The sequence below is a fragment of the uncultured Campylobacter sp. genome (assembly GCF_937959485.1).
GTDB lineage: Bacteria > Campylobacterota > Campylobacteria > Campylobacterales > Campylobacteraceae > Campylobacter_B.
Genome location: NZ_CALGPY010000005.1, coordinates 541972 through 563971 on the forward strand (window position 1 = coordinate 541972; position 22000 = coordinate 563971).

At 46.7% G+C, this 22000-nt stretch carries 17 protein-coding genes; 15 read left to right on the forward strand and 2 right to left on the reverse strand.

The window, feature by feature from the left end; genetic code table 11:
• Position 1 precedes the first annotated feature (1 nt).
• Positions 2 to 721, reverse strand: a complete 720-nt coding sequence (locus Q0380_RS04705; protein WP_297924655.1) for a VacJ family lipoprotein — start codon at positions 719 to 721, stop codon at positions 2 to 4.
• Between the two features lie 184 nt (positions 722 to 905).
• On the opposite strand from Q0380_RS04705, the gene Q0380_RS04710 reads away from it, so the two are divergent.
• The 10 genes from Q0380_RS04710 to carA all read left to right on the forward strand — a co-directional run bounded on the left by Q0380_RS04710 (position 906) and on the right by carA (position 13431).
• A complete protein-coding gene (locus Q0380_RS04710; RefSeq protein WP_298960746.1) occupies positions 906 to 1694 on the forward strand; it encodes a TOBE domain-containing protein in 789 nt (262 codons plus the stop codon).
• A 101-nt stretch (positions 1695 to 1795) separates the two neighbouring features.
• Entirely contained in the window at positions 1796 to 2563 is a 768-nt protein-coding gene (gene modA, locus Q0380_RS04715) for a molybdate ABC transporter substrate-binding protein (RefSeq protein WP_298960748.1), read from the forward strand.
• Positions 2563 to 2955 carry a hypothetical protein gene (locus Q0380_RS04720; RefSeq protein WP_298960750.1) on the forward strand — a complete coding sequence of 131 codons (393 nt, stop codon included), beginning with the start codon at positions 2563 to 2565 and terminating at the stop codon, positions 2953 to 2955. The genes modA and Q0380_RS04720 overlap by 1 nt, the downstream gene beginning before the upstream one ends.
• The gene (locus tag Q0380_RS04725; RefSeq protein ID WP_298960752.1) at positions 2942 to 3790 is read left to right on the forward strand and encodes an ATP-binding cassette domain-containing protein; all 849 of its coding nucleotides are present in this window, start codon (positions 2942 to 2944) and stop codon (positions 3788 to 3790) included. Before Q0380_RS04720 ends, Q0380_RS04725 begins: the two co-directional genes overlap by 14 nt.
• A 980-nt stretch (positions 3791 to 4770) precedes the next feature.
• Positions 4771 to 5460 carry a molybdate ABC transporter permease subunit gene (gene modB, locus Q0380_RS04730; RefSeq protein WP_298960753.1) on the forward strand — a complete coding sequence of 230 codons (690 nt, stop codon included), beginning with the start codon at positions 4771 to 4773 and terminating at the stop codon, positions 5458 to 5460.
• Positions 5461 to 5511: 51 nt separating this feature from the next.
• Positions 5512 to 9579, forward strand: a complete 4068-nt coding sequence (locus tag Q0380_RS04735) for a sensor domain-containing diguanylate cyclase (protein WP_298960754.1) — start codon at positions 5512 to 5514, stop codon at positions 9577 to 9579.
• Complete coding sequence (locus Q0380_RS04740) at positions 9576 to 10439, forward strand: ATP phosphoribosyltransferase regulatory subunit (protein ID WP_298960756.1); 864 nt, start codon at positions 9576 to 9578, stop codon at positions 10437 to 10439. Before Q0380_RS04735 ends, Q0380_RS04740 begins: the two co-directional genes overlap by 4 nt.
• Entirely contained in the window at positions 10436 to 11686 is a 1251-nt protein-coding gene (locus tag Q0380_RS04745; RefSeq protein WP_298960758.1) for an adenylosuccinate synthase, read from the forward strand. Before Q0380_RS04740 ends, Q0380_RS04745 begins: the two co-directional genes overlap by 4 nt.
• A gap of 75 nt (positions 11687 to 11761) precedes the next feature.
• Positions 11762 to 12313 (forward strand): DUF507 family protein, encoded by a 552-nt coding sequence (locus tag Q0380_RS04750; protein WP_298960760.1) that lies wholly within the window; start codon positions 11762 to 11764, stop codon positions 12311 to 12313.
• A complete protein-coding gene (gene carA / locus Q0380_RS04755; RefSeq protein WP_298960762.1) occupies positions 12313 to 13431 on the forward strand; it encodes a glutamine-hydrolyzing carbamoyl-phosphate synthase small subunit in 1119 nt (372 codons plus the stop codon). The genes Q0380_RS04750 and carA overlap by 1 nt, the downstream gene beginning before the upstream one ends.
• A gap of 497 nt (positions 13432 to 13928) precedes the next feature.
• Here carA and Q0380_RS04760 read toward each other — a convergent pair whose 3' ends face one another.
• Positions 13929 to 14090, reverse strand: coding sequence for a hypothetical protein (locus Q0380_RS04760; RefSeq protein WP_298960764.1), 162 nt, complete (start codon positions 14088 to 14090; stop codon positions 13929 to 13931).
• Between the two features lie 150 nt (positions 14091 to 14240).
• Here Q0380_RS04760 and Q0380_RS04765 point away from each other — a divergent pair, with 150 nt between their 5' ends.
• From Q0380_RS04765 to rpsI, 5 genes are all read left to right on the forward strand, one after another.
• Entirely contained in the window at positions 14241 to 14966 is a 726-nt protein-coding gene (locus Q0380_RS04765; protein WP_298960766.1) for a response regulator transcription factor, read from the forward strand.
• 276 nt (positions 14967 to 15242) lie between these two features.
• A complete protein-coding gene (locus tag Q0380_RS04770; protein ID WP_298960769.1) occupies positions 15243 to 18152 on the forward strand; it encodes a PD-(D/E)XK nuclease family protein in 2910 nt (969 codons plus the stop codon).
• Positions 18139 to 21057: a RecB-like helicase gene (locus Q0380_RS04775; protein WP_298960771.1), complete on the forward strand. Its 2919-nt coding sequence runs from the start codon at positions 18139 to 18141 to the stop codon at positions 21055 to 21057. Before Q0380_RS04770 ends, Q0380_RS04775 begins: the two co-directional genes overlap by 14 nt.
• Before the next feature lie 115 nt (positions 21058 to 21172).
• On the forward strand, positions 21173 to 21598 hold the full coding sequence (rplM, locus tag Q0380_RS04780; RefSeq protein ID WP_298960773.1) for a 50S ribosomal protein L13: 426 nt from the start codon (positions 21173 to 21175) through the stop codon (positions 21596 to 21598).
• Between the two features lie 2 nt (positions 21599 to 21600).
• The gene (rpsI, locus tag Q0380_RS04785; protein WP_005869670.1) at positions 21601 to 21990 is read left to right on the forward strand and encodes a 30S ribosomal protein S9; all 390 of its coding nucleotides are present in this window, start codon (positions 21601 to 21603) and stop codon (positions 21988 to 21990) included.
• Positions 21991 to 22000 lie beyond the last annotated feature (10 nt).

Below are 22000 nucleotides of genomic sequence, written 5' to 3' on the forward strand. Positions count from 1 at the left end.
GTTATTCCTTTATTAGTTTCTCGCGATTTTGCTCGTAAGCATCGCGTAAAAATGGATACAGATCCACCGCATCTTTGGTCATTTTTTCATAAAATTTAGGATCGCGCGAGTAGTCGTTAAATATTCTAAATCCATTGACGGAGTTTCGCACCGTGCCATCTTTAATATAATTTATCGGGTTTGAAAAATAATCTCCGACAAGTCCCGCTGTATCGCGTAGATTGCTTTGTCCTAAGATCGGCCAGACGATGTGAGGACCTGCCGGCACGCCCCAATACCCGAGTGTCTGCCCGAAATCCTCGTCGTGGCGTGGAATTCCGTAGTATTTGCCCGCCATATCGTTAAGCCCGCCGAAGCCGACGGTCGAATTGATCAAAAACCGCTTCGTCTCGTCCCAAGAATTTTCAAATTTACCCTGCAGCAGGTTGTTTACGAGCCTCATCGGATATAAAATATTATAGAAAAAATTTGAAAACGCGCCCTGGATCGGATCGGGCATTACGTAATCGTAGCCGCTGGCTACGGGGGTTAATATGTATGAGTAAAATACGTCGTTAAAGCTCGTCATTACGCGGTTATAGCCGCTAAGCGGATCGAAAACCTCGCGCTGCGCGAACTCCTCATCAAAACCATCCGTATCGCTAGGCGCTACGTCTTGCTTTTGCGAGCAACCGCAGAGTGCCAATGCCGCGGCTAAGAATATAATTTTTATAAATTTCAAAATGTGACCCTTCTTTATAAATCAAAGTGGCGATTTTACAAGTTTAAAGAAATTTTGTCAATAAAGGTAAAATTTCATATAGAATTTCCCTCTTTATATCGCAGAATAAAGCCTGCAGCTCTTTAAGAAATATATCAGAGGATATATTATAAAATCACGTGAAAGTAAATAAGAAAGGATGAAAATGGACGCAAAATTTGCTTTGGAATTCCTGCTTGGCAACAAAGCATCGCTTTTAGCCAAACACATTAAGCTGCTTAAGGCCGTAGATGAGACTAAAAGCATTACAAAGGCCGCAGAGATCGTAGGAGTGTCGTATAAAAACGGCTGGGACGCGCTAAATTTAATCAACAATGCGAGCAAAAAACCCCTCATCGTCCGCACTCAAGGCACAAAGAAAAATAGCGGCTCGGAGCTCACTCCATACGCTCACAAGCTGATTCGCGCTTATGATGCTATCAGCCACGCGGGCGAGACGTTTTTGAGTGAAATTTTAAAGCTTGACGAGATTACAGAAGAGAGTCTTTTAAGCCTGGAGAAGATCGGTATGAAGCTTTCTGCACGCAATCAGCTAAGCGTTGAGATTACGGATGTTCAAATAGGCGCTGTAAATTCTCAAATCACGGCTAAGCTCGCAGGTGGCGAAATTTTATGCGCGACGGTAACCGTAGAGAGCGAAAAGAATTTAGGGCTGAAGGCTGGCAAGGATGTGCTGTTTTTATTCAAAGCTCCAAGCGTCATCATCGCTAAAGGAAGCTTGGAGAAGCTAAAACTTAGTACGGCGAATCAAATCAAGGGCACGATTAGCGAGGTCAAAATCGGCGCGGTAAACGCAGAGATCTGTCTAGGCACAAGCTCGCATCAAAACATCACCGCGATCATCACGCGAGAATCTGCCACCGCGATGGCTCTAGGAGTAGGAGATGAAGTAACGGCGATCATCGAGCCTAGCGAGATCATTATTGGCGCGTAATAGGGTGAAATTGGGTGCGCAAAATTTTAAAATTTAAGGCGTAAATTTAAAATTTTAGATACAATTCAATTCTCGGTGAGAGCCGAAACGAAAGGCATAAAATGAAGTTGAAAGCGGTGCTTTTAGGAATTTTAACGGCAGGCGCGCTAAGCGCTGGAGAGGTCAGCGTAGCAGCCGCTGCGAACACGACGTATGCGTTTGACGAGATCAAGGCAGAATTTGCCAAGCTGCATCCGCAAACCACGCTAAACGTGAGCTTGGGCGCAAGCGGAGCGCTTAGCACGCAGATCAAAAACGGTGCGCCGTTTGATATTTTTATGGCGGCGGATATGAAATTTGCAGACGATCTGCATAAAGAGGGCTTTGCGACGGCGCCTGCCAAAACCTACGCAAAGGGCAAGGTCGCGATGTTTAGCGTGCGCGGCGTAGATCTTAGCAAAGGGCTTGAAGCTTTAAAAGCCCCTAGCGTCAAAACGATTTCGATAGCAAATCCAAAGACCGCTCCTTACGGCACCGCAAGCGTGGAGGCCTTCCAAAAAGCGGGAGTTTACGATGAGATTAAAGGCAAAATCGTAGAAGCAAAATCGATCGGCGAGGCTCTTTCGCAAGCGCTTAAAGCGTCCGACGTCGGCTTTATCGCAGCTAGCGCGATGTATGCGCCTAAGATGGCAAAGGACGGCTGCAACGGCAAGCCTTGCAAGCAGGGCGAAAATTTCGTCTTGGTCGACACCAGCCTCTACGAGCCGATAGCCCAGGGCATGGTCGTGCTAAATCGCGCCAAAGACAATGCCGAAGCCAAGGCGTTTTATGATTTTATTCTAAGCGATAAGGGTAGGGCGATCTTTGCTAAATACGGATACGAGTTTTAATGATTAGAGCGAGAATCAACGAAATTTTACAAAAAGACGGCATCCATTCTGTAGGATTTATCGCAGGCGGCATCAAGCTACGTGGCGTATTTCTGCAGCTAAGTAGCGAGCTTAAGGTGGGCAGCGAAGTTTACGTGGGCTTTAAAAGCACCGATGTGCTTTTATCTCGCGAAGCCCTAAGTGGTGTATCTAGCGAAAATGAAATTCACGGCAAGATTACGAGCCTAAGCTTGGGTGAAATTCTATGCACGCTCAGGTTTGAAGGCAAGATAAGCTTTGATGTGCTCATTAGCGCGCATTGCGCGCAGGAGCTTGCTTTACGCGAGGGCGACGAGGTTTTCGCATACATTAGCGCCACTGCGATATATATAGAAAAATATGATAACGATTGATTGTAAGAAAAAAATCAGTGATGATTTCTCGATTGATGCTCGCTTAGAGATTAACAAAGGCTCGTTTGTATGCCTATATGGGCGCAGTGGCAGCGGTAAGACTACACTGTTGCGCATTTTAGCGGGATTTTTGCGCGCAGATAGCGGTAGCATAAAAGACGGCGATCGCGTTCTTCAAGAAGGCAATGAGTTCTTAAGTGCAGGCAAGCGCAGGATCGGCTTTTTGTTTCAAGACTACGCACTTTTTGAGAATATGAGCGTGACGGGCAATCTACTTTTTGCCAGAAACGATCCGCAAAAAGCTGCGATGCTGCTTGAAATTTTAGAGCTTAGCGAGTTTGCGAAATCCGGCGTCGAGGGTCTTAGTGGCGGGCAGAAACAGCGCGTGGCACTTGCCCGCGCACTGATGCAAGAGCCTGAAATTTTGCTACTTGACGAGCCGCTTTCGGCGCTTGATTTTACGATGCGCGAAAAAATCCAAGAGTATTTGCTAAAGATCCACGAGCAGTTTCATCAGACCGTGATTTTGGTAAGCCACGACGTAAGCGAGATCTATAGGCTTTGCAAGCGAGTTTATGAGATGAAGGACGGCAGAATCGTCCGCTCCGGTACGCCGGAGGAAATTTTTCTTAAAACTAGCGGCTCGCAGAAGTTTTCTTTCGCGGGCAAGATCGTCGATTTGCAAGCACGCGACGGGGTCAAAGTGGCTGTCGTAGCGATCGGCAGCCAGCTGTGCGAAGTGGTGCTAAGCAATGCAGAAGCCGAGGGTTTGCAAGTAGGCGACGAGGTCAAAGCGGGTGCCAAAGCTTTTAATATCACTCTGCGTAAAATTTAAACTTGCAGATAAGCTTTTAGGTGCGCCTAAGTAGGAAACTTCAACTAGATTAGAGATTTAAATACAGGCTTTTATGGAATTTAGACGAGGGATTTTGCGAAATTTTAGCTAGATTTGCCCGCAAAATACGGTGAGATTTTAAAATTTCATTCGCATCGCGCTTAGATTTTCATGAAACACAAAATTTAAACGTAGGCTAGAGTAAAACCGCAATGCAAGACTAGATAGCGTGTGGAAAGTAAGCTTAAATTTTAGATTTTGCGCAGACAGGTGCCGTTAAATTCCTTCTTTGAATTTATTAATTGGCGTGGTGGGTTTATTTTTAAATTTAGCGACTTTTAGCTTACTTTTTTGGCAGGAGTTGCGCGAATTCTATCATGCGATTTTGGTAAAAAATTTAATGTGAAGCTTCGCAGAAACTTAAAATTTTCAGATTTAGAATTTTACCTGGATTTTGTGGCTTTGAAATTTTAAAAGCTCTAACGGCTTGAAGCTTGCGTGCTAAACTCGCTTAATAAGAGCTGCGGCAAAATTTCATTAACCGGGTCTTTTGGGTTTATGCGAAATTTTAATTTCGTCTTGTCGGGCTCAATGAAATTTCGCTAGGTCGTTCAGAGGGCGTCGTTTAGCCTATCTTTCGTGAAATTTGCGCTCAGATAAATCCTGCCCGCTCAAGTTTTCAAGCCTATTGAAGCTTTTTGAAATTTGGCTAGGCAAAATTCGCGGTCTTAAAAATTTGCCAGCTTAGTAGAGTTTAAATGCCTGACGGAATTTGCACGCTTGAAGGAATTTATTAGCCAAGCAATTTTATAAAATTCCGCTCGCTTTAGCTTGCGTGAAATTTTTAAAATTTCATTTTGCAAAGCCTTATGACTATGAGGTTTGCGCAAATTCTATCTAGCTTTGCCTCTAAATTTTAAAGTAGGGTTAGGCTTTTAAGATTTTATAGTTTGGGCCCAGCGGCTCGGCTCGGAGGATAAATGTTTGAAATTCTAAAGGGGCTCGATTACACGCCGTTTCTCGTTTCATTAAAGCTTGCCAGCTTGACGACGCTCGCGTTGTTTATCATCTGCATGCCGCTCGCGTTTTTTATGGCGAGAAAAAATTTCCGCGGCAAAAGCGTGATCGAATCGATCATCTCGCTTCCGCTCGTGCTTCCGCCATCGGTGTTAGGGTTTTACCTGCTCGTTTTTCTATCGCCCTATTCGGTGCTGGGCGAGTTTTTCGACAAACATTTTGGGCTTAGGCTCGTATTTAATTTCGGCGGGCTCGTGATCGCGAGCTGTATCTACTCGCTACCGTTTATGTTTTCGCCGCTGGTTTCGGGCTTTCGCTCGCTTCCGCGCTCGCTTTTTTGGGCGTGCGACTCACTCGGCAAGGGCTATTTTTCCAAGCTTTTTCGAGTCGCGTTGCCTGCGATACGCCACTCCCTGCTTAGCGCCTTGGTAATTTGCTTTGCGCATACGATGGGCGAGTTCGGCGTCGTGCTGATGATCGGCGGCAGCGTGAGCGAGCAGACCAAGGTTGCCTCCATTGCGATTTATGAAGCGACTGAGACGCTCGATTTTGCGCAGGCTCACGCGTATTCGGCGCTGATGCTACTCTTTAGCTTCGCGGTACTTTTAATGATGCATTTTTTGGGCGCGCGCGGTGCAAAAATCGAAGCTTAAATAGGCTTTAAAACGAAATTTGCTAAAATCCTTCAAAATTTGGAATTTGGCATGAAAAACAAAAAAGACTTCGTTACCGAAAGATTTAACGCCGCCTTGATTCTAGGCGCTGCGCTGCTTACGCTTGTAGTAGTTTGCGAGATTAGCTTTTTGCGCACTAGGATCGCTACGCAGCTTGATTTGCGGACGCGTACGGCGATTACTTTACTTAAAAATACCGACGAGTCGCTTTTTAGCGAGCTTGAAATTCTAAAAGAAAATATCATTTCTTTGGACGCAAGGCATGAGGCTGCGCAAAGCGAGCTTTACGCGGATTTGATCCGCAACGTCGTAAAATCTTCTCATAGATTTGACGCTATTTTTTATCTGCGCGCCCGCGGCGCGGAGCAGGAGAGCTTAGCACATTTTTCATCGGATGCGCGCATTTCGGATCTTGGCGAGATACGGCTTGCGGATATCACAAGCGAGCTAAAAAAGGATGAATGGGTATCGCGCTATATGATGATGGACAGGGCGTGGCGGTATTTTTTGATCAAGCGCGTAAACGCTGATTCATATCTGCTAGGCTTTGCCAACACCGCTAGGCCGATTGCCAGGCTCTCTTCGCTGGGAGATATTTTGGTCTTTAATACCGAAGGCAAATTTTTTAACGCTCCTGGCAGCGCAACCGATATATTAGGGCAGGATTTTGATTTTTCGCGTCTAGGCGAAGTGGTAAGCTTTGAAGACGAATCTGGACTAAGCTTTGCATATCTTGCGAAATTTGGGGATAATTTCGTAATGGCTCGCGAACGAGCCGGCTATTTTTTGGGCGTGGACGATTTTATCGTCGTAGCGCTAGCAGCGGCTATTTTAGCTTATTTAATCCTTCTAATTTCAAATTTTACGTTTTTAAAAAAGCGCGTTTTCATCCCGCTAGCGGCAGTTCAAAACGCGCTGCGCCAAGGGGATTATCGCTCCAAAATCCGCGGTATAGAAGCGCTAAATCCGCTAAGCTCCGTCTTAGAAATTTCTAAATCCATAGACGAGGTCTTGAAGTCTAATTTGCGCCACGGAGATTTTAGCCTCAGCTTTAAAGATGCGCTAAAATATAGCTCCCTTTCGGTACTTAGCATCGATAACGTAGCAGGCACGATCGAAAGCGCTAGCAACGGCGCACGCGAGCTTTACGGCGATGACGTCGTAGGACGGAATATCTTCGCGCTGCAAGCAGGCTCGTTTTACGATCACGCCTATCAAACCCAGCGCGCAAACTATGTCAAAGAAAACTATGTCGTAACCCGCCAAGAGACCAAAAATGGCGTCAAAGATCTTTATGTTAAAAAATCTTATATCCGCGACGGAAGTAAAATTTCAACCCTTTTTGTGGTACTGGATGCGTCAAAATATCGCAGATTTTACGATGAAACTAAGCAAAAATATGAGTATTTAAATCACGCGCCTATCGTTACGCTCGTGTTTGACTACACTTCGGGCAAGATCGTAGATGCGAGCAAAAATATAAAAGAGCTTTGGGGCTACGAAGGGGCGCAGTTTTTAAGCGGCGAGATAAGGCTATGGGATTTGCTGGATGAAAAGGATGCGAATGAGGCTAAAAATGAAATTTTAAACCGCTTAGCCGATATGCCTTCAGAAGAGCTAAGCTTTTCTCAAAGCTATAAAATTCGCCACAATGACAATATCCGCTATAGCTACGAAGTGAGCATCTATGTCAAAAAGTCCGCCGCCAGGGCTGCATTTTATTTTCAAAATATCGATGACGATGTTAAGGCGATCCGCGGCTTGCAGGAGGATTTGGACTTTTACCGCACCGTAATCGAGACTAGGAATTTTTGCACTTGCTTAATCGATCTTGATGCGCAGACGCTGTCGTTTGATAAAAATTACTTTAAAATTTTAAAATATCGCGGCAAAAGGCTAAATACTGCGATGAGCTTCGGGGAGTTCAGTTATGAAATTTACTTCGCGGATTTAGAGAATTTCAATAAAATGATCCGCGAATGCACCGCCGGGCTTAGGAGCGATTTTAGCTGCGAATTCCGTCTGCGAAACGCCGCTAATGCCTATACTTGGATCAGTATGCAAGGCTACGTCACCGAAAAGCACGGCTCTCGCTCTCGCCTTGTAAAAACTACGCTCGAAGATATTAGCTCGCGCAAGCAGACGGAGCTGGAGTTAAATTTAAACGCCAACGTCTTTTCGCGCTCGCTAGAGGCGATCTTAATCACAGATGAGAGCGGTCGAGTGCTGCGCGCTAATAACGCCTTTTATGAAATCACCGGCTATAGCGAAAGCCAAACTATCGGCAAAATTCCAAATTTCTTCGCTCCTACGGAGGGCGGGGCAGACGTGATGGAGAGGATTAGAAAAAATCTCGTTGGCAAACAGACCTCCTATAAAGATGAAATTTACGGACTAAAAAGAGGTGGTGGCACCTTTCCTGCGCTATTTACGGCAATTGCGATAAAGGATGATTTTTCGCTTACTTCAAATTTCATTTTGATGTTTACCGAAATTTCGCAGATCAAGCAAAAAGAGAGCGAGCTAGCTAAGATCGCCCATCACGACGCGCTTACCGGGCTTCCAAATAGAGTGTATTTTATGAAGGCTGCGCAGAGATTTACCGCAAACTCGGGCGAAAATTTTAAGCTTATGGCGGTGCTTTTCATCGATTTTGACGGCTTTAAGGCGATCAACGACACCTACGGGCACGAGGTCGGCGATATGTTTTTGCAGGCTATCTCAAAGGCGATGAGCGGGCTGTTGCGCAAGGGCGATATCTTGGCGCGTCTCGGCGGTGATGAGTTTGGCGCTATCATTGGTGATCTGCAAAGTAAGGATGCCGCGCATGTGCTATTAGATCGTCTGCTTGGAATTTCAAAGATGAAATTTAACCTCAAAGGCAATGAGATTAGCGCGAGCATCAGCGTAGGCGCGGCGTTTTACGACGGCAGCGAAAAGATCGATTTTCCAGGACTTTTATCGCGCGCAGATAGGGCGATGTATCGCGCTAAAACGAGTGGTAAAAACCGCTACTGCATCTTTGAGCGCGCCGAAGCAGACGGGCCTAGCGAGGAAGGGATTGCTGCGGCGATCGAAGAAGGGGAGTTTTTTGTGCTTTATCAGCCGATCATTAGCGGCGCACAGATTTATGGATATGAGCTGCTTTTACGCTGGGATCGCGGAAAGCGCGGAATTCTTGCCCCGCAGGATTTTGCGCAGATATTAGGCGAGCCGCGATTTGAGTTGCCGATCTCAAAATTTGCGTTTTCAAAGATGATGGAATTTAATGCTCAAACGGGCGCAAACTGCTCTATAAACGTAAGTCTAGCCGTGCTTGCAAACGACGAATTTTACGATTTCGTAGCTCACAGCTTGCGAGACAGGGCTAATGCAAAAGGCGAGTTGATGTTTGAGATAACCGATTTTAGCGAGCGAAATTTTAAGGAATTCGCCCCTGCGCGTGGGCGTTATGCAGATCTTGGGGTTAAATTTGCTCTTAATAGCGCAAATAAAAATAATATCCCATTCCTGAATGCCCAGCCTTTCGATATCGTTAAAATCGACCGCGAGCTCTGCCTTGACATAGGCAAGAAAAAAAATGCTATCCGAACGATGGTGGAGATCACAGGCAAGCTAAAGCGGGAGTTTGGTTTTGCTCTCGGTGCTCAAGGCGTCGAAAATGCGCTATCGCTGCGGCTTTTAAATAATTTGAAATTTAACTATCTGCAGGGAAATTTTATCGCAAAAGCGCTTGATCGCAGAGAGATAGACGCTTTCATCGCGCGCTTTAAAGATACGCCCAAGCTCGCAGCCATCGACAAAGATGAGTTTATCAGCTTCTTAAACGCGCTTGATTATAAGGATCTGGCGCTAAACTTCATCGCGCGCGGTCAAACAGGCGATCTGAGCCCCGGAGAGTTTGAAGGCTTTAGAGCAAAATTCGGCGAAATTTTAAATAAAACTCAAAGCGCGGGCAGCGAGAAATTTGCGCTAACTACAGAAATACGTAAGCAAATTTTAGATATTCTTTCGCTTGATTATCGCGCTTTGGCAAGCTTCATTCAGAGCTTTAAAACGCGGCTAAATCAGTTCATAAGCGATTTGGAGGCAGCATGATAGATAGCGTTAGCGCCGATTTCGATCACGAGATACCTAACGGCTCGAGGCTTTATTTCGGAAAGAGCGCGCAGCTCAAGCGCAAGCTGGAAAATAAAGCGAGCGAAATCCTCGTTAAAAACGGCTTTAGCGAAATTTTAACGCCATATTTTTCATATCATCAGCACCTAAGCGTCGCGCCGCAGAAGCTTCTTAAGCTCTCCGATCCCACGAACCACGAGCTTGCGCTTCGCGCAGACAGCACCGTGGACGTCGTGCGTATCGTGCGCAAGCGGCTGAAAGACGATAAGCTAAGGCGGCTATTTTACGTCCAGCCGACCTTCAAATACCCAAGCGACGAGTTTTATCAGATCGGCGCGGAGCTGATCGGGGAGAAAAATTTGCCCCTTGCGATCAAAATCGCGCAGGAATTTTTTAAAGAATTTGATCTTATGCCAGCGCTTCAGCTAAGCAATATCGAAATTCCGAAAAAAATCTGCGAAATTTTAAACCTGCCGCTTGAAATTTTTGAAAAGGGCAAGATTGAGACTCTGCTTGAGCAAAATTTGCCTTGGCTGGATGCTACGGCTCGCGCTACGTCGCTAAAGGACGTGCAGGCTCTGCGCACGCAGGTACCTGAAGAGCTAAAGCCCTGCTTAGATGAAATTTTAAACCTAGGCGTGGATTATGAACATATCCGCATTTCGCTGCTGTATTACTCTAAAATGCGTTATTACGACGCGCTATTTTTTAGATTTTTAGACGCGGGCGCAGTGTATTGTAACGGCGGAAATTACGAGATTGACGGGCTAAAATCCAGCGGCTTTGCGCTGCTAGTGGATGCTTTGATAGAAAAAATTATGCAAAAGGATGAGAAATGAGCAAAGTTGACGTAGTCATCGGCGCCCAGTGGGGCGATGAGGGCAAGGGCAAGATCGTAGATATGATAAGCGCGAATTACGATTTCGTATGTCGCAGCAGCGGCGGGCACAACGCGGGCCACACCATCGTTATAAACGGCGAGAAATTTGCGCTGCATCTGGTGCCCAGCGGCGTGCTTCATAAAAATATCATCAACATCATCGGAAACGGCGTCGTGATCAACCCCGATGTGCTGATTACTGAGATGGCGCAGTTTGAAAATTTAAAGGGCAGATTTTTCATAAGCGAGAAGGCGTTTTTAAATTTACAGCACCACTCGCTGATCGATCAGGCGCGCGAAAAGAGCAAGGGCGAGCTCGCGATCGGCACTACCGGCAAGGGTATAGGGCCTGCGTATGCCGATAAGATCGCGCGCACGGGACACCGCGTAGTGGAGCTTTTAGAGCCTGAAAGGCTTGCCGAGGCGCTATCGCGCGATTTTGCTTCGCATGAGAGCGTTTTTGAAAAAGCTGGGGTTAAAATTCCTAGCAAGCTTGAAATTTACGAGGAGCTAAAGCGCTATAAAAGCGCGCTCGAGCCATACATCGCCGATACCACGCACATGCTGTGGAAGGCGCTTGATTACGACAAGCGCGTGCTTGTAGAGGGCGCGCAAGGAAGCCTGCTTGATATCGATCACGGCACCTATCCTTACGTCACGAGCTCGACGACTATCGCGGGCGGGGCTTGCAGCGGGCTCGGGCTCGCGCCGAAAGATATCGGTACGGTGATGGGAATTTTAAAGGCCTACACCACCCGCGTGGGCAACGGTGCGTTTCCTACCGAGGATAAGGGCCCGCAGGGCGAGGCGATGCGCGAGATCGGCAAGGAGTACGGCACTACGACGGGTAGGGCGCGTCGCTGCGGCTGGTTCGACGGAGTGGCTACGAAATACGCCGTGCGCCTTAGCGGCATCGACAAGCTCGCACTTATGAAGCTTGACGTTCTGGACGGCTTTGAGAGCATTAAAATTTGCCGCGCATATCGATACAAGGGGGAGGAGACCGATTATTTCCCGATCGATTTGGAAGCTGCCGAGCCGGTTTATGAGCAGATGCCTGGCTGGGACAGCGTCAAGGGAATTTCAAAATTTGAGGATCTACCGCAAAACGCGCAAAATTATATCCGCAAAATAGAGGAGCTAAGCGGCGCGAAGGTGGGTTTCATCTCTACCAGTCCCGAAAGAAGCGACACGATAATTTTATGAACCCGGTGAAATTTTAAAATTTCACCCGTTGCGGGCGGCGCAACCGCTCGTAGAACTGAATTTAAAGGAACGATCATGCGAATACGACTACCACACGTGCCATATATCGCGCATAAAATAGCGCTGGATCTGCTAAACTCGGGCTGCGTTACGCTTAGTGCGGGCATAGAGCCCGTCGCCAAGGAAGCAGACGAGATCATAAGGGGCGATCTGCAAAAAGAAAGAGCGATAGACGAGCGCGCAAACGATCTGATAGATGAGCGCATAAGCGAGCTAGATGAGATGAGTGTGAATAAAAAAGATATGTTTTGGCTCATCAAACGCCACATCGCAAACGACGAGAATTTCGAGCTAAATTTCGAGGATCGCTACGGCACCATATCGCATAAAATTTTAGAAACCGTTTGGAAGAAAAATTTGATCGATTACAAAGTCTCGGAAAACAGGCTAAAGACGATAATTTATAACGCGATCGACGAATATCTTAAAAATTATCAAAAGATTGAGGATGCGGTCTATGAAAAAATCGAGGGCTACAAGCAAAAATTGATCCCCGGGACCGAAGAATACGAGCTCGTGTTTGAAAAGCTCTACGAAGAGGAGCTAAGAAAACGGGGCATGCTGTGATGAACGCGTATATCTACATAGAAAACGGCATCTATCTACAAGCCAAGGCGTTCGGCAAGGGCGGTAGCGCATTCGGCGAGCTCGTGTTTAACACCTCCGCCACCGGCTACGAGGAGATCATCTCCGATCCTAGCTATGCGGGGCAGTTTATCATTTTTACGATGCCTGAAATCGGCATCGTAGGCATCAACGAAAACGACAAGGAAAGCTCTAAAATCCACGCCAGCGGAATTTTCGTAAGAAATTTTAACAACGAGCCTTCAAATTTCCGCTCGCAGATGAGCTTGGAGGATTATTTTCTGCAAAACGGAAAATTCGGTGTTTACGACATCGACACTAGATTTTTAACCAAGATGCTGCGCGATCAGGGCAGCCTGCGCGCCTTCGTTTCGACCGAGATCAGTGATAAGGCGGCTCTTAAAAAGGCGCTTAGCGAGTCTGCGCGCATAGAGGAGATCAACTACGTAAGCATCGTAAGCACGAAGGCGCCGTATAAGCACACATCGGGTCGCTGGAACGCCGCGCGCGGAAGCTACGTCCAGCCCGCAAGCTGCGGCAAAAAGATAGCCGTGATCGATTACGGCGTCAAGCGAAACATCCTAAATGAGCTTTGCGATCTGGGGCTCGGCGTCGAGGTTTTCCCGCACGACGTTAAAGCGGAGAGCCTGATTGCCAAATTTAAAGAGGGGCAGATCGACGGCGTGTTTTTATCAAACGGCCCGGGCGAGCCTCGCATGCTTAAAGAGGAGATCGCGCAGATCAAAAAGATGGTCGAAGCGCGCGTGCCGATTTTTGGAATTTGCCTGGGTCATCAGCTGCTAAGCAACGCGATGGGATATGAGACTTACAAGCTGAAATTCGGCCAGCACGGCGCAAACCACCCCGTGCAAAACCTGCGCACCAAATCGATCGAGATCACCGCGCAAAACCACAACTACAACGTCCCCGAGACGATAGCGCAGATCTGCGAGATCACACACCGCAATCTTTTCGACGGCACGATCGAGGGCGTGCGCTACAGGGAGTACCCCGTATTTTCGGTGCAGCACCACCCGGAAGCCAGCGCAGGGCCTACGGAGAGCAAATATATCTTCAAAGAATTTCTTGAAATTTTATGATTTTTGAAATTTTGCCTGCATTAAATTTTACCGCGGTCGTGCGGTAAAATTTTAAATTTGCGGAAGGCTTTAAATTCTAACGCAGTCTTTGCGTCGTAAATTTAAAGCCTGTCGCAGCCTGGATAATTGCAGGCTGGAGAGGTACACAAAGCGCACTTTTGCGGGCTGAGGATTACCGCGGTGATTTTGGATTAAGAAGCTTTTTGGATGAAACAGATCTGTGCTAGTCGCGGTTTTAAATTTAAACTGGCTGCGCGCCGCATGCTTTTCATTCGTGTGATTTTTGCATCCGCTTAGCTTATAAGAGTGCTTGCGGCTAAATTTTACGCACTTTAAAGATCAGGCTTGGCACGCTTAGCCCTTTCAAAGCAGATCCTGCGGCACATTTCTCATAGCTTCAAGCCCTTTAAATTTGACGAACCGTTTTGTTGTCGTCAAAAGTTTCGCTAGTAAGCTGCCCTGCCGTCCGTAAAATTTTATCTAACGCCGTTTACCTACTAAAACCTTATCGGCGCCGTTTCATTTCCCTCTAAAAGCCATTTGCCTAAAATAAAATTCCGCTCCGCTGCGTAGTGAAATTTTACCTGCGCCAGCTTTGGAATTTTACTTTCAGCCCCTTTTAAATCTCTTTCGCACCGATAAGATTTAGCTTGCGTCATTTTAAATTTTTACTCCATTCCTAGGCTGCGGTTTTTATCCATGCTTGTTTTTTAATCCCGCCCATATTTGTACCTAAAATAAGAGTTGTGTTACTTTATGAAATTAAATTTTTAACTTAACATTATTTTAAGCTCAATAAAAGAGAAAATTTGAAAGAATTTCGTTTGAAATTTCGCCTTGAGGGGTCTGCTATGAGCTGCGCTTTAAAAGAGCTGGACGTCTTGCTAGTCGAGGATGATACTAAATTACTGGCCTCGCTGCATAAGGCGTTTGAGGGTATTTTTAACAACGTTTACAATGCCCAAAACGGGCTTGAAGGTGTGAAAAAATTCAAAAAATTTAGCCCTAATCTCGTCATTACCGACATTTTAATGCCGATCGAGGATGGGCTTGAGATGATACGTCAGATCAAGCAGATCTTTCCGCATGCCCCTATCGCGGTGCTTAGCGGCTTCAGTAGGGAGGAGCAGCTAAAAGGCGTTATGGAGATTGGCGTCGAGCGGTATTACTTTAAGCCGGTAGATATCGCCGCATTTGTGCTAGAGATAAGTGCGCTGATGAAGTCTAAGCTGGACTCTGTACGAGTCGTAAATATGGGTGCGGGCTACGTATTTGATGGGCTTCGTCGTATTTTACTGAAGGATGGCGAGCAGATCGTGCTTACTAAAAAGGAGCTTTCTTTTGTTTCGCTGCTAGCCAGTCGCGTGGGCGAGCTGGTACTTTACGAGGAGATCAAGCGTTATGTTTGGACTGAAGGAGCCGTAAGCGATACGGCGCTTCGTACCTTCGTCAAGCGTATCCGCGATAAAGTGGGTGGTGAAATCATAAAAAACGTCCCGAGCCTGGGATACAAGATCGATCTTGGGCCCGCTTAAATTTGATCGCGTTTTTGCCGCTTTGTAATTTACGGAATTGCACTCGTAAAATTTTGCGTTTAAATATGCCGCGATTAATGCGGAGCGAGGCATATTTCCGCGCTCAAAGCGCCGCAAATTAAAATTTTACGCTCATCCAACTTACTAAATTTGACTTGATAAAATTTAACCTCTCAAGCTTTTCAAAAACTTCTTTGCTTAAAAGCCCAAACTAAAAATTTCTTGCTAAAATATCGCAAAATTCCGCGTTCTGCGAATCGCTCTAAAGGATTTGTTTTGAAAAATTTGCCCTCTAAAAATCTCTTTGTCTACACCAGCTCGCGTGCGCTACGCGCGGCGTTGCAAAGCGAGAGCGGCGGCGTGCTGGCGCCTAGGATTACTTTGGCGGAATTCTACGAAAAGGCGCTTTTTGTACCGGATCTTGTCGCTTGCGGTGAGATAGACCGCGCGCTTTTTATGAAGCAGGCGGTAAACGAGAGCAAGCGCGCAGGCGAGAGGCTTAAATTCCCTAACGAGCTTTACGAGTTTATGCGCAACCGCGAGTATCTTTTCGGCTTTTTCAAGGAGCTTGCGACGGAGCGCGTGAGTATCGATGCGCTCGATCTTAGCGACACCTACGCGTGGTATGCCGAGCATTTTGAAATTCTGCGAGAGCTAGTGGGGGCGTATGCGCGGATTTTGCGCGAGCATGGATTTTACGACGAGATCACGCTGCCTGCGCTTTATAAGCTAAACGAATCCTATCTGCGCGGATTTGAGCGGATAGAAATCAACATCGACGGCAATCCTAGCGCATTTGAGTTTGAGGTTTTTAAGCGTGCTGCAGAGCTTAGCGAGGTTGTGTTGAGCTTTAGAGCCACGACTTTAAATTCCAAGCCCGTGCGCGCGGTGGAGGAGCTTTGCGGCATAAGCCTAGAGCCAGGTTTTACCTACCGCGTAAATCTTAGTACGGGTGAAATTTTAAGCCGCGAGCCGCTAGGCGTGGGCGGAGCGGTTATGTGTAGAGGCTTTGAGCTGCGAAGCTTGCAGGCGAGCTATGTTTTTGAAAAAATTTCATCCTTTGTGCGCGCGGGCATCGCGCCGGAGCGCATCGCGGTGATTTTGCCCGACGAGAGTTTTGCCGGCACGCTGCGGCTTTATGACGAGCGCATCGCAAAGGCTCGCGGCTCGCACCGCATGCTAAATTTCGCGATGGGCGAGAAGCTTAAAGATAGCCTATTTTACGTAACGCTAGAGAAAATTTCGCAGTGCTTAAAAGAAGCGCGCACGCCGAAATTTGGCGTAGATTACCGCGCATTCAAAAGTCCGGATGGAGGATCTTTAGATACGGAGGATTCCGCGGTACAGCAAAATTTAGCGCTAGGGAATTTCGCTTCGGAGAATTCTATTTCGCAAAATTTCGCACAGCAAAATTTCGAGCTTGATTGCGAAATTTTTTCAAATTCCAAAACTGATTTAAATTTTATGTCTGCGCGAGAGTTTGAAAATACGGAAAATTTTGAAATTATGCGCGAAATTTCGGCGGAACGCGCGGACAGCGCGGAGGAGCAAAGCTTTTCTTTGGATTTTGCGGAGTTGCAAGAGCCTTTGGAGTGTTCGCAGCAGCGCGATTATTCGGTTAGCGCAAAACGGCAAGAGCTTTTAAAGCAGCAAGAGAGCCTACGACACTCTATGCAACTGGAGCATATAGAGCTTGAGGAAGAAGATGGGTATTCAAAAAGCCCTGAGCAGCGCGATCGTTTTAGGCACTCTAAAATACGCGAGGGCGCAGATGAGTATCCGCAGCGCCCAAACCCGCAGGAGCTTGATCTGTTTTTTGCGAGTGTGGGTGTGGATGAGGCGCTTTTTGGCGAGTTCGCACGCGATTTTGCAAAGCAAGTAAGCTTCGAGCATTTCGAGGCACTAATTGCCAAGCTCGCCTGCTTACCTAAAATTAGCGACGCGCTGCTGCAAGAAAAGCTAAAAGAGCCGCTATATCTAATTAAAATTTTACTTCGAAAATTTAAGGATGAAAACTTAAGCTTGGGCAATCTAATCGATCTTTTTTTGTTAGAAATTTCGCGCATTAAGCTTGATGATGTTAGTGGCGGAAAGGTCACGGTAATGGGGCTTTTAGAGAGCCGCGGACTGCAATTTGACGGCGTGATAATCCCCGATTTTAACGATGATCTGGTGCCAAAGCGCAGTAGCGGAGAGATGTTTTTAAACTCTGCTTTGCGCGCTAGAGCAGGGCTCATCAGCCATGCAGACCGCGAAAATTTACAAAGATTTTACTACGACGGCTTGCTAAGAGGCGCTAAAAAAAGCGCGATTTGCTATCTGCAAAGCGTCGAGAAATTGCCTTCGCGGTTTTTGAAAAGCTTTGAAGTGCAACAAGACGCGGAATTTTCGCAGGAGGATTATTTGCGGCTTTTTGGGCGAGAGGAATTTAAGCCCGCCTTATGCGGACAAGAAGATCCTGTGGCTCGCCATGATTTTTTTGCCGAGGAGCTATCGTTTTCGCGGCTGGATACGTTTTTAGAATGCAAGAGGAAGTATTATTACCGCTACGTTTTCGGGCTAAAAGAGGGGCTAAAATTTGGCGAGGATAATGCACTTTTGGGCAAAATTTTACATACGAGTTTTCAGCGTTTATACGAGCGAGCGGGGATGAAATTTAGCATGGAAAAATTTCGCCCTATTTATTCGCAGCTTGCGCGAGAAGCAGAGATTGCGCGCTTTGATGCGGAGCTTGAGCTAAAATCGGTAGAAAAGCTAGCTAAGCTTTTAGAAGAGCATGAGCAAATTTGGAGCTTTAGCGGTAGTGAAGTATCGCTAAAAGGCGAGCTTGACGGAGTGCGGCTGAGCGGGCGGATCGACCGCATCGACGAAGATAAGGCAGGGCGGAAGTTTATCATCGATTACAAACGTGGTTCAGCTAAAAAACATATGGAAAAATTCCAGCTTACATTTTACCGCGCGCTTTTAGCCCAGGAATGCGAATGCGCCTATCTGTCGCTAAAAGATTGCGCGTTTGCGGCTCCTGGCGACAAAACGCCTAGCTTAGAAAACCTACGCGAGACGCTAAGCTCTATCGGCAAGGAATTTGCAAGCGAGGTCGCTTTTACGCGCACGGAGGCGGTGCAAAGCTGTGAATATTGCGATTATAAAATCATTTGCAAGGGGCAGATCGATGGCAAAATTTGAAAATTATCTGGCGCTTGAAGCAAGCGCAGGCAGCGGCAAGACCTTCAATCTCGCAGTGAGGTTCATCGAGCTGGTGCTAAAAGGCGAGCCGATCAATGAAATTTTAGCTCTTACCTTTACCAAAAAAGCTGCTGCTGAGATGAAAACGCGTATCGTAGAGAAATTTCAAAATTTGCTTGTCGTGCGCGACGGCGCCCTTGTGCCAAGCCCCGAGCTGGCGCAAATTTGCGAGGATCTAAATATGAGCGCGGATGAGGTTTTGGCAGCGCAACAGCGCTTACTGCCTAAATTTTTAAACGAGAGCCTAAACGTCTTTACCTTTGATGCGTTTTTTGCAAAGGCTCTGCGCTCCTTTGCGCTAAACAGCGGCATTGATCCGAGCTTTGAAAACGATGAAGGGATTTTGGGTGTGCAGCAGGCGGCGTTTTTAGGCGCGATTTGTAAAAACGAAGCGCTACTAAGAGAGGTCGTGGATTATGTAAGCGACTCAGGAATGACAAAGAACGAGTTTTTAAATAGTTTACAAAGCATTTGGAGAGGCAATATAAGCATAAATCCGCCCACGCTTCCTGCAAGCTCCGCGCTAGCAGAGATAAATGAAATTTTATCTCGCTTGCAAAAAGCGGCGAGAGATGCGGGCGTAAGCGCTGGAGCCGTAAATGGGCTAAGCCCTGTTAGCGATTTGTCAAAATTATCTTCGGGCTTCATTCTTTCGGCTCTTGCTAACGGTAGTTTTGATTATTCGCGTTCGCAGCTTAAAAAAATTTCGCATCTTGACGGCGAGCTAGCAAGGCTGAAAGACGCCATAGCTCGCGAAATAGCGTGGATGGATGCGACATATGCGGTTAAGCTGGCAGGACTAATTAAAATTTATGCCGAAGCGCTTAAATCGGTGCAGCGCAAAAGCGGCAAGCTCACGTTCGGTGATGTCACTGCGGCCGTGCACTCGCTGCTAAATCCAAGCGCAGAGGCGTTACAGGGCAACCGCGAGCTTTTGTATTTCAGGCTCGATTCTAAAATCACGCATATTTTAATAGACGAATTCCAAGATACCGACATTTGCCAGTATGAAATCATGCTGCCGCTAATCTCTGAGGCGCTTGCTGGCAAAGGAGCGGAAGAGCGCTGCGGTAGCTTTTTTTACGTAGGCGATAAAAAACAGAGCATCTATAAATTTCGCGGCGCAGAGAGAAAAATTTTTGATATTTTGCGCGAGCAGTTTAGTCAAATCAAAACGCAGAGCCTGCCGCGCAATTATCGCAGCTTAAAACTCATAGTAAAATTTGTAAATGAGATCCTGCGCGATAAATTTGCGTCTTATGAAGATCAAATCGCAGCAAATAAGCTAGATAGCGATCTGCCTGCTTCGGTACTGCAAAAAATCAAGGACTATCCTCTTTCTTATCCGCAAATGCCGCTATTTGAGGTGCAAAGCGACGATTACGGCTACGTAGCAGCGTTTTCATACGACGACGTGCTAAAGGGGGCTACGGAGCAAGCGCGCAGACTTGTTGAGGAGTGCGGCGTGAGAGCTGATGATATAGCGATTTTATGTTGGAAAAACGAGCACGTAAGCGCACTAAAAGAGATGCTATCAGAATTCTGCGAGGTTTGCAGCGGCTCAAATAAGGCCCTGCGTTGCAGCGAGCAGGTAAATGCCGTAATCCAATATGCAAAATTCTGCGTAGGTGGCGATGAAATTTATCTGCGAAACGCCGAAGCGATTTTAGGGAGGCAGCTTAAAAAGATAGCGGTTGATCTACATAAAAACGCGCAAAAAACGGCAGAATTTATAGCTAGTGCGCTGAAATTAAATTTTGTCGATCCAGATCTGCTACTGTTTTTCGAGACGCTGGCAAAATTTAATAGTTTTAGCGAGTATCTGTTTGCAAACGACGAAACGGAGGTATTTGCCAAGGAACAAAGCGGCATTAAAATTATGACCGTGCATAAGTCCAAGGGGCTTCAGTTCCCGCACGTAATCGTTTGCGACCGCATCGGAGGAAAAGACCGGGGCGAGAGCTCAAAGCTCGCGACGGACTATGATTTCGCCACACATAAGTGGAGAATTTTTTATAAATTTGCGAGCAGAAAGAGCCTGGATACGGAATTTGCAGCATTAATGGATGAAAACGATCGCTCTGCGCATGAAGAGGATATAAATAAGCTCTATGTGGCATTTACCCGCGCCGAACGCTCGCTCATCATCGTAAAACGCTCCGAGGAAAAAATAGATCAATACAATTATAGCTTTTTTTCGCCTTACGCTAAAAAGACCAAGGGCGCGGGCGTCGTGGAGTGGCTGAATATCCCGGATTTTCAATACGGCTACTTAATCCCAAGCTCCGTAAAATCAGAAGAGCAGCCGCTGCGCAAAAAGATCGCGCTCGTAGCGGGCGAGCCTCAAAGCGTGCAAGAAAAAGCAGCCAGCGGCGAAACGGAGGCGCTAAGCGCGATATATTTCGGAGAGGCGCTGCACTATGCTCTGGAGATGAGCGAAGGATTTGCGGCGGATGAAATTTTACGAGGAGTAAGCCTGACAAGAGGTCGCTACGCTAAATTTTTAAATGATGCGGATTTTGAAAATATCGCGGCGCGGGCGCTTGGTCTAAGCAAAAACGAGGAATTTTTAGCTCTGATAAGAGGCGCTCAAGCTTATAAAGAGATGCCGATCAAAAGCGCGGAGGGTGAGCTTTTACGCGTCGATCTAGCGTGCTTTAGGCAGGATGAAATTTTGCTTTTTGATTACAAAAGCTCCGAAAAATACCTCGCGCAAAACAAAGCTCAAGTAGCGCGGTATAAAAGCGTAACCCGCGAGTTTTATCCGCATGCGCGAGTGCGCGCCTTCGTGCTGGTTCTCGAAACTGCGGGCGCTAAGCTGATCGAAGTAAATGAGGAGGGATAAAATTTTAAAACTTAGATAAAATTTGAGTACAGATAGATTAAATATAGCTTAAATTAAGCTATACGTAAGGATATTTCTATATAATCACAGCTCAAATTTTAATAAGGCGGAAACCATGACAGAAATTACAAAGCCTAGCGAAGTTAAGCGCGACTGGGTCGTTATCGACGCGACCGACAAAAGATTCGGTAGGATGCTTACCGAAGTTGCGGTATTACTACGCGGCAAACACAAACCAAGCTATACTCCAAACGTGGATTGCGGAGACTACGTCGTTATTGTTAATGCTTCGAAAGCCGTATTTACCGGCAATAACAAAGGCGACGATAAACTTTATCACAGCTACTCGGGCTATTTCGGAAGCGTAAAGAGCGTGAAATTTCAAGACCTGCTTAAAAACAATCCCGCAAAGCTCTACAGACTTGCGGTTCGCGGTATGCTTCCTAAGACGAAGCTCGGCAAGGCGATGATCAAAAAGCTATTCGTATATGAAGGCGGCGAGCACCCTCATACTGCGCAAACAACTAAAAAAGGAAAATAATCATGGCGACAATTTATGCAACCGGAAAGAGAAAAACTGCCGTAGCTAAGGTTTGGGTAAAACCGGGAAGCGGCAAGATCGTAGTAAACGGTATGGATCTAAACACCTGGCTAGGCGGTCACGAGGCGATCAAGCTAAGAGTCGTTCAGCCGCTTTTGGCGACCAAGCAAGAGACCTCGATGGATATCACCGCGCAGACTTTGGGCGGCGGATATTCGGCTCAAGCGGATGCGCTAAAGCACGGAATTTCAAAAGCGCTTGCCGCGATGGACAAAGATTTTAGGGCGGCTCTTAAGCCAAAAGGTCTGCTAACTCGTGATAGTCGCGTGGTCGAGCGAAAGAAATTCGGTCGCCGCAAAGCGCGTAGAAGTCCGCAGTTCTCTAAGAGATAATGTTTTTTAC